General features: G+C 51.1%; 1 rRNA gene. It reads left to right on the top strand.

Annotated features, from left to right (window positions below):
• Positions 1–1,194, top strand: a 23S ribosomal RNA gene (locus tag MHN30_RS23695); the annotation flags it as partial.

The raw sequence follows: 1,194 nt of genomic DNA on the forward strand, positions 1-1,194 counted from the left end.
TGGAAAGCATGACGAAACAGGGTGATAGTCCCGTACACAAAAACTTATCTAAAGTGAAATCGAGTAGGTCGGAGCACGTGAAACTTTGACTGAATATGGGGGGACCATCCTCCAAGGCTAAATACTCCCAACTGACCGATAGTGAACCAGTACCGTGAGGGAAAGGCGAAAAGAACCCCTGTGAGGGGAGTGAAATAGAACCTGAAACCGTGTACGTACAAGCAGTAGGAGCCTACTTGTTGGGTGACTGCGTACCTTTTGTATAATGGGTCAGCGACTTATATTCTGTAGCGAGGTTAACCATTTAGGGGAGCCGTAGCGAAAGCGAGTCTTAACTGGGCGCTTAAGTTGCAGGGTATAGACCCGAAACCCGGTGATCTAGCCATGGGCAGGTTGAAGGTTGAGTAACATCAACTGGAGGACCGAACCCACTAACGTTGAAAAGTTAGGGGATGACCTGTGGCTAGGAGTGAAAGGCTAATCAAACCGGGAGATAGCTGGTTCTCCCCGAAATCTATTTAGGTAGAGCCTCGGACGAATACTTACGGGGGTAGAGCACTGTTAAGGCTAGGGGGTCATCCCGACTTACCAACCCTTTGCAAACTCCGAATACCGTAAAGTAATATCCGGGAGACACACGGCGGGTGCTAACGTCCGTCGTGGAGAGGGAAACAACCCAGACCGTCAGCTAAGGTCCCAAAGTGTATGTTAAGTGGGAAACGATGTGGGAAGGCTAAAACAGCTAGGAGGTTGGCTTAGAAGCAGCCACCCTTTAAAGAAAGCGTAATAGCTCACTAGTCGAGTCGGCCTGCGCGGAAGATGTAACGGGGCTAAACATACCACCGAAGCTACGGCTGCGTACGTAAGTATGCGGGGTAGGGGAGCGTTCTGTAAGTGGCTGAAGGTGTGCCGGGAGGCATGCTGGACATATCAGAAGTGCGAATGCTGACATGAGTAACGACAAGAGGAGTGAAAAACTCCTCCGCCGGAAGACCAAGGGTTCCTATCCCATGTTAATCAGGGTAGGGTGAGTCGACCCCTAAGGCGAGGCTGAAGAGCGTAGTCGATGGGAAACGGGTTAATATTCCCGTACTCGGTATGAATGCGATGGGGGGACGGAGCAGGCTAGGCAAGCATGGCGTTGGTTGTCCATGTGAAAGGCTGTAGGCTGGTGACTTAGGAAAATCCGGGTTG

The sequence above is a fragment of the Pseudoalteromonas sp. OF7H-1 genome (genome assembly GCF_022347825.1).
Lineage (GTDB): Bacteria > Pseudomonadota > Gammaproteobacteria > Enterobacterales > Alteromonadaceae > Pseudoalteromonas > Pseudoalteromonas maricaloris.